Below are 6,756 nucleotides of genomic sequence, written 5' to 3' on the forward strand. Positions count from 1 at the left end.
CGCAAGGCCCGGCCGCGCGCGCGCCGACCGCGGACGAGCAAAAGCTGATCACCCAAATGGCCAAGCAGCTGCTGAAGCGTCAGAACGTGCCGCCACACTACATCGCTCTCCTGCTGGGCAAATTGCAGACCGGCCTACAGCGCCAGCAATCGCAGGCTGTGTTAGCGCTTCCGGGCAAAACCAGGCCGTTGTTATTTGCCAGCTATGCGCTGGACTGGACGCTTGCGAATCYGCGCGGCAGCTTCTCGCTCACCTTCATCGCCGAACCGAATGACACCGGCGTCTACATCCCAACCTACCGCGACTTCGACAATATCGAGGGCGAAGGCAGCGGCGAAACGCGCAAGTTCCTGGCCAATGTGGACCTGAACGGCGATGGCAGCGATGAACTGATCCTGTCCGCGACAGGCGGCGAGCACTGGTGGTACGAAGTGCTGTCGCGCGTGAACGGCAAGTGGACGCTGGCTGCAAAAGGCGGTGGCGGCGGCTGCTAAGCGGGACGTGCTAAGCGGGACGCAACACCTGTCCCATCACGCCATTGCGAAAATACCGCAACTGCGTCAGCGATAGCTGCATCGGCTCATCCAGAATCGGGAACAGCGGCAGTCCGCTGCCCAGCGCCAGCGGATGCACCAGCAAGCGAAACTCATCCACCTGCCCTGCCCTGATCAGCGCCTGCGCCACGCTGGCACCGCCGTGYGCAACCAGATCGCTTCCCGGCTCGCGCTTGAGACGCGCCACCGTCTGCTCTAGCGGACCTGGCAAGGATACGGTAGCAGGCGTCGGTACGAAATCACCCCGCGTCAGTACCAGCAAAGGCGCGGCGCGGAAGCCCAGCGCGCACGGCCCTTCGCTCCAGCGTGCAGAAATCTCCAGCAGTGAATCGCTGCCTACCAGATGCACGCCCGCACCTGTCAAGCCGTCGGCGAGCCAGTGCTGGACATCCTCGTCCAACCCGGCCCCAATCCACCCGGTTTCACCATTGATGCCCGCCACGAAGCCGTCGGCGGACAGGGACATTGTCAAAATCAGCTTGCGCATTGCATTCTCCATAGCGGTCTGTTACCGCTACGACGAACCACAAAGCGCAAAATCGACAATAGCTCACATGCCTACGTCACCATACGGCCCCGCCACCACGACCACATAGCCGTCCGGGTCGCGCAGCCAGATTTCGCGGTGCTGGGCATTGGTGTTTTCCTTGGGGCCTTCCACAACGTGGGCATTGGCGCGCGACGCGCGGTCGACAGCATCGTCGAATTCGTCGGTCCAGAACCACAACAGCACGCCGTTGCCGTAGGGGCGTTTTTCGGGATCGCCCATGTGCGGATGGTGGTGCGCCTCCCAATGGTGCAGTTGCAGCACCAGTTTGCCGTCGTTCAGGAGCATTTCGTACTCGTTGCCACCGTGCCCACTCTTTAGGCCAAGCGCTTTCTGGTACCAGCGGCTGCTGGCTTCAACGTTGCTGACGGCTATCAAAGGTTGCGGTTGCATGGCACACTCCTCTTGACGGACGAGTGCCAAGGATACCACTGCGCAAGGCACCAGGAAAACTCCGGCACGAGGAAAAGCCACAGCAGCGGTGCACCAGTTTGAGCCAGCGCCCATGCCATCCATGCACTGCAAAGCAGGCGTGCCGCGCCGTCATACAGCCCGTATTGCGGCTGCGGATTACGCAGCCGCAGCATCGACCACACCATGACCAGACTGCCCATCAGTCCTGCGAACAGCACCTGGAAGGCCGAGAATGGTGGCAATGGCAAGCCGCCCAGCGCGGCATTGATCGCCGACAGCTGGCCGTGCGCAATTGCGAAAGTCCACGGCGTGGCAAAGGGAAAAGTGACCAGTAGGTCGTACAGCGCGCTGGCGCGCACAATGCGGAGGTAAGTTTCGGTTTTCATGCTCCGCATGCTAAAGCCTGGAGTACACTCCAGGGTCAAGCACTTTTGGAGACTGCCATGCAGATTGGCGCCATCGCCGAAGCTACCGGCATCAGCCGCGACACCTTGCGCTTTTACGAGAAGCGCGGCCTGCTGCGCGCGCGCCGCAACAGCAATGGCTATCGCGACTATCCGCCGGAAGCGGTGGACTGGCTGCGCTACATCCGCACCGCGCAATCGCTCGGATTCAGCCTGGCGGAAATTGAGGCGGATCTGCCGCTGCTGTCGGCGCCAGATGCATCGGCGGATACGCTGCGTGCCGCGCTGGCCGCCAAGCTGGATGAAATCGACCGCCGCATCGCCGGCCTGCAGGAGCTGCGCGGTGAACTTGCGCGAAGGCTCGATGTCGGCATGGCGAACTGCCCGCTGCGCCCTTAATCGGGCAAATGGCTGCTGAGCTGTTCGGCAAATTTCTCGGCTGCGATGGACAGCGTCCGCCCCTTCAGCTTTCCAAGAACGACTTTGATGTGATCGATGTCCTGCGTGCTGATCGGCCGCGCGCAAATCCGCTTGTCGCCAAGCGGCATGCCACTCAGCGCCACAAAAGTGATGGCAGACTCGCGCAGAACGAAGCTGCGCAGGAATTCAATCGAGCCGGATTCCACCGCCACCTCAGGCTGGATCTGGTGCCGGTAGATCCACTCGTCCAGTAGCGCACGCACCGCGAGGGCCTGGCTGGGCATGGCAATCGGATGTTTGAAGCAATCCCGCAGGCGGACCGTTTCCTTGTGCGCCAGCGGATGGGATTTGCTCATCACGGCACACAGCGGCTGTTTTTTGACCAGCATTTCCTGCATATCCGCTGACGGCGGCGGATCGATCAGCAGCGCGAGGTCGGCTTCGTAATTGGTCAGGGAGCTGATGCCCAGGAAGTTGTCGCGGATCTCCACAGTGAACGACACGTGCGGGTAATGCTTGCGGTAGGCCGCTATCTCATCCGGCAAGATGCCGTCGATGAAGGATTGGGCGGCAGCCACTGTAACGTGGCCGCGGCGGATACCCGCCAGATCCGAAAGCTGGGTGCGCAGCCGTTCGAAATCCGCATTCTGATTCTGGATATGGTGCAGCAGCAGATCCCCTGCCTCATTCAGGCGCATGCCTTGCGGCAGGCGCTCAAAAACCGGCGTTCCCAACTCCTCTTCGAAGTCCTGAATTCTGCGCGTCAGCGCCGATGGCGTGATGTGCAGATGGTCGGCCGCCTGACGTATGGACCCGATGCGCGCCACTTCCGCGATGAAGCGGTAAATCTGAAGATGTCTCATGCGTTCGATTTTACGCAACGGATCGTTGAAAATCGAGCACTAGACTGCAACACACACGGCTCCTATAGTTCAGCGTTGATTTGCAAGGAAACGCACGTGAACAAGAATCCAGCACCATCGATCAGCCCCGGACTGACGATCATCATGGCCATTGCCTGTGGCCTCTCGGTCGGCAATATCTATTACAACCAGCCCATGCTCGGCATCATGGGCGACAGCTTCCCCGACCATCGCGCCCTCGTCGGCTTTGTGCCAACGGCGACCCAGCTTGGCTACGCCCTGGACCTGCTGCTGGTCGTGCCGCTGGGCGACCGCTTTGAGCGGAGGCGCCTGATCGTGATTCAGTTCGCAGTGCTGGCGCTGTCGCTGGCGGCGGTGGCGCTGGCGCCGGACGCGTGGTCGGTGGTGATTGCGTCCGTATTTGTCGGCCTGACGTCCAGCGTGGTGCAGCAGATCCTGCCGTTTGCGGCCGAGCTGTCCGCGCCCCATCGTCGCGGCGCCACGATCGGCATTGTGATGAGCGGCCTGCTGTGCGGCATTCTGCTGGGACGTGCTTTTGCCGGCGTAGTGGCCGTGCATTTCGGCTGGCGCGCCATGTTCTGGCTGGGATTGATGCTGGCGATCCTGGTCGGCGCGGTGCTGGCTTGCGTCTTGCCGAAAAGCCCGGCCAAAACCCGCGCAAGCTACGGCGAGCTGCTTCTTTCACTGGCCACGCTGTGGCGCGAGGTGCCGCAACTACGGCGCGCGACCATGATCCAGGCTTGCGTGTTCGCTTCCTTCAGCTGCTTGTGGACCACGCTGGCCCTTCATCTCGACGCCAATTATCATCTCGGCGCGGACGTTGCCGGCATGTTCGGCATCATTGGCGCCGTCGGCGTGCTGTTTGCGCCGTTCGCCGGCAAGATCGCCGACCGGCGCGGGCCGCATTTTGTGATCGGACTGGCCGGCGCGACGGTCACGCTGTCCTGGCTGGTCTTTGGCGTCTGGGGCTCGGTGGCGGGACTGGTCGCGGGCGTGGTGCTGCTCGACTTCGGTGTGCAGGGCTCGCAAGTCTCGAACCAGCACGTGATCCAGGCACTCAGCCCCGAGGCACGCAACCGCCTGAACGCGACGTTCATGAGCGGCACCTTCCTCGGCGCCGCGGCTGGATCGGCAGCCGCGAGCCTGGCCTGGGAGTTCGCAGGCTGGAATGCCGTGTGCGCGCTGGGTGCAGTGTTTGCGGCATTCGCCCTCGGTGTGCACGCTACCGGGGTACGTACTGCATCCAGCAGAAGCTCAGGGTGCGCATAATTTTCGGCGTGCCATAGGCAGGAGGCATGAGTGCATCCTTAGCCGAGCAACTTGAATTCTGCGCTCATGGCGAGGTCGCGTGTTGCGCGCAGCTGGATGTAGTCCGGCGAGCGGTACCAGGCCAGTGCGGCATCCTGGCTTGGAAATGCGAGGACCACCGCACGCTGATATCTGATGTCGTGTGCATCCAGACCTTGCAGCGGCCCGCGCGCGATGACTTCACCGCCATGCCGAGCAATCAGCAGCCCCACCGCGGACACATATTCGCTGAGCGCCGTCGTGTCCTTCACATTGAATTCCGCAATGACGAAGGCAGTCATGATGCAAAGCTCACGCTGATTTCGGCAATGCGGCGGCCCAGGCGCGCTGCCGTTTGCAGGTCGGACTCCAGCATGCCTTCCGCACCCTGATCGGCGTTGGCTTGCGCCATCGCACCGGAGAAGCTGCCCAGCCGATTCAGATCATTCACGGAACCATTACTGTTGTTATTCCCCGGCGGGAGATCCAGGCCAACCCAGATCATGGCGTGCTGGTTGGCGAACACCATCATCTGCAGCAGCGAATTAAGCTTGTCGCCCGACTGCGACGCCGAGGTGGTGAAGCCGCCAGCCACCTTGTTCTTCCAGGCCTGGCCAAACCACGCCTTGGCACTCGCATCCATGAATCCCTTGAATGGCGCGGACACGCTGCCCATGTAGGTCGGCGCGCCGAAGATCATGGCATCGGCATCGGCCAATTCCTGCCAGGCTGCGTCGTCGAGCGCTTCGACCGGGTAGAGTTTCGCATCCACGCCGCTGACTTGTTCGACGCCGAGCCCCACTGCCTCAGCCTGGCGCGCGGTGTGTCCGTAGCCGCTGTGATAGACGATTGCGATCTTTTTCATTTTACGGAGCCCAGGAATTCGTCGATAGTGATGGTGGCGTGGCCAAAGGTCGGATACGAAATATCCAGTGCTGCGCGGTGCGCGGCTTCGGTGAAYTCCGCGACGCCGTCGGACAGGAAGGTCACATGGAAGCCCGCTTCCAGTGCGTGACGGCCGGTGCCTTCCACGCAGGTGTGCGAGGTCAGGCCGGCAAGCACCACGCGCTCGATGCCATTGGCCCGCAGCTGCTGCTCAAGGTCGGTTCCGACGAAGGAGTCGAACATGCGGTGCTGGCTGATGATGATGTCGCCCCCTTGTGGCTTCAGGGGTTCGTAGAAATCGGCGCCCCAGCTACCCTTCCAGAAGACCTGCTTTTCCAGGCCGAACTGGAAACGCGGATGGACATGGTGCACGTCATCGAAGCTGTGCTCATCGACGCCGTGCGGCGAGTAAAAGATTTTGACGCCGGCGGCGCGGGCGCCTCGCAGCAGATGCTGGAGTTTCTCGATCAAGTTTGTCTGCTCGACCATTGGCGCGATCATGCCGTGCAGCTTGCCTTCGTCGGCAAGGAAATCGTTCAGCACGTCGACCAGAACGATGGCAGTAGTTGGGGCTGGATAGGCGTTCATATTCATCTTTCAAATATCTTGCTTGCGGCGGGGTGCCGCTTGCCTGACACAAGTCTAGGTTACGAACCAGCGTGTTACTATGCTCTCCGTTCGAATTAGACTTATTTGAAATTCAAATGAATGATCGCTTCCAGGAGCTGACCGTCTTCGTTCGCGCCGCCACGACCGGCAGCTTTTCCGCAGCTGCGCGCGAGCTTGGCCTGTCGCAGCCTTCTGTATCACGCATCATCTCCGAGCTGGAGGAGCGCCTCGGCGCGCGGCTTTTGTTGCGAAGTACGCGCAAGGTGGTACCCACCGACGCAGGCGAATCATTCCTGCAGCATGCGGGCCAGATCCTGGCCGATCTGGAGCGGGCGGATGAACTGGCGCGGAATATGGACAGCGTCGAAGGCATCCTGCGCGTAGCGGCGCCGTCCATCGTGTGTCAGCGCGTTCTGATTCCGCAACTGCGCAAATTCGCCCTTAGCCATCCGCGCCTGAAGATGGAATTCATGACGTCGGACAGCCTGCAAAATCTGGTCGCGGACCGGATTGACGTGGCGATCCGCTTTGGAAAGTTGAAGGATTCGGGATTCGTGGCACGCAAGCTGGCGGAGCTACCGAGAATTCTGATCGCATCGTCCGACTACATCGCCGCGCGCGGCATGCCCGAGTCGCCTGACGCGCTGGCAAAGCATGACATCATCATTGGCCCAGTGTCGCCGCAAATCTGGCCCTGGACCTTTACGCGGCAAGGYGAAAGCCACCATGCGCGCATCGCGCCGCGCTACCTG

At 61.6% G+C, this 6,756-nt stretch carries 11 protein-coding genes; 4 read left to right on the forward strand and 7 right to left on the reverse strand.

From position 1 onward, the window contains the following. Positions 1–494: hypothetical protein (locus AB4Z11_RS18710; protein WP_442026816.1), on the forward strand; the 494-nt coding region annotated here is incomplete at its 5' end. A gap of 10 nt (positions 495–504) precedes the next feature. On the opposite strand, the gene AB4Z11_RS18715 is transcribed toward AB4Z11_RS18710, so the two are convergent. The 3 genes from AB4Z11_RS18715 to AB4Z11_RS18725 form a co-directional block, all read right to left on the reverse strand. Further along, on the reverse strand, positions 505–1,041 hold the full coding sequence (locus tag AB4Z11_RS18715) for a dihydrofolate reductase family protein (RefSeq protein WP_442026817.1): 537 nt from the start codon (positions 1,039–1,041) through the stop codon (positions 505–507). Positions 1,042–1,104: 63 nt separating this feature from the next. Then, positions 1,105–1,494: a VOC family protein gene (locus tag AB4Z11_RS18720; protein WP_442026819.1), complete on the reverse strand. Its 390-nt coding sequence runs from the start codon at positions 1,492–1,494 to the stop codon at positions 1,105–1,107. Then, positions 1,476–1,901, reverse strand: a complete 426-nt coding sequence (locus tag AB4Z11_RS18725; RefSeq protein WP_442026820.1) for a hypothetical protein — start codon at positions 1,899–1,901, stop codon at positions 1,476–1,478. The genes AB4Z11_RS18720 and AB4Z11_RS18725 overlap by 19 nt, the downstream gene beginning before the upstream one ends. Before the next feature lie 57 nt (positions 1,902–1,958). On the opposite strand from AB4Z11_RS18725, the gene AB4Z11_RS18730 reads away from it, so the two are divergent. Next, a complete protein-coding gene (locus AB4Z11_RS18730; protein WP_442026822.1) occupies positions 1,959–2,318 on the forward strand; it encodes a MerR family transcriptional regulator in 360 nt (119 codons plus the stop codon). Here AB4Z11_RS18730 and AB4Z11_RS18735 read toward each other — a convergent pair. Then, complete coding sequence (locus AB4Z11_RS18735) at positions 2,315–3,202, reverse strand: LysR family transcriptional regulator (RefSeq protein ID WP_442026824.1); 888 nt, start codon at positions 3,200–3,202, stop codon at positions 2,315–2,317. The genes AB4Z11_RS18730 and AB4Z11_RS18735 overlap by 4 nt on opposite strands. 96 nt (positions 3,203–3,298) lie before the next feature. Here AB4Z11_RS18735 and AB4Z11_RS18740 point away from each other — a divergent pair, with 96 nt between their 5' ends. Beyond that, a complete protein-coding gene (locus AB4Z11_RS18740; protein ID WP_442026826.1) occupies positions 3,299–4,492 on the forward strand; it encodes an MFS transporter in 1,194 nt (397 codons plus the stop codon). Between the two features lie 38 nt (positions 4,493–4,530). Here the strand turns inward: AB4Z11_RS18740 and AB4Z11_RS18745 are convergent, their stop codons facing one another. The 3 genes from AB4Z11_RS18745 to AB4Z11_RS18755 are packed head-to-tail and all read right to left on the reverse strand — an operon-like array spanning position 4,531 to position 5,983. Further along, positions 4,531–4,812, reverse strand: a complete 282-nt coding sequence (locus AB4Z11_RS18745; protein ID WP_442026827.1) for a DUF1330 domain-containing protein — start codon at positions 4,810–4,812, stop codon at positions 4,531–4,533. Then, complete coding sequence (locus AB4Z11_RS18750; protein WP_442026829.1) at positions 4,809–5,375, reverse strand: flavodoxin family protein; 567 nt, start codon at positions 5,373–5,375, stop codon at positions 4,809–4,811. Before AB4Z11_RS18750 ends, AB4Z11_RS18745 begins: the two co-directional genes overlap by 4 nt. Next, a complete protein-coding gene (locus tag AB4Z11_RS18755; protein ID WP_442026831.1) occupies positions 5,372–5,983 on the reverse strand; it encodes an isochorismatase family cysteine hydrolase in 612 nt (203 codons plus the stop codon). The genes AB4Z11_RS18750 and AB4Z11_RS18755 overlap by 4 nt, the downstream gene beginning before the upstream one ends. A gap of 116 nt (positions 5,984–6,099) precedes the next feature. On the opposite strand from AB4Z11_RS18755, the gene AB4Z11_RS18760 reads away from it, so the two are divergent. Continuing rightward, the coding region (locus tag AB4Z11_RS18760) for a LysR family transcriptional regulator (RefSeq protein WP_442026832.1) at positions 6,100–6,756 on the forward strand (657 nt) is incomplete at its 3' end.

It is taken from the genome of Pseudoduganella sp. RAF53_2 (assembly GCF_052113985.1).
Classification (GTDB): domain Bacteria; phylum Pseudomonadota; class Gammaproteobacteria; order Burkholderiales; family Burkholderiaceae_D; genus Rugamonas.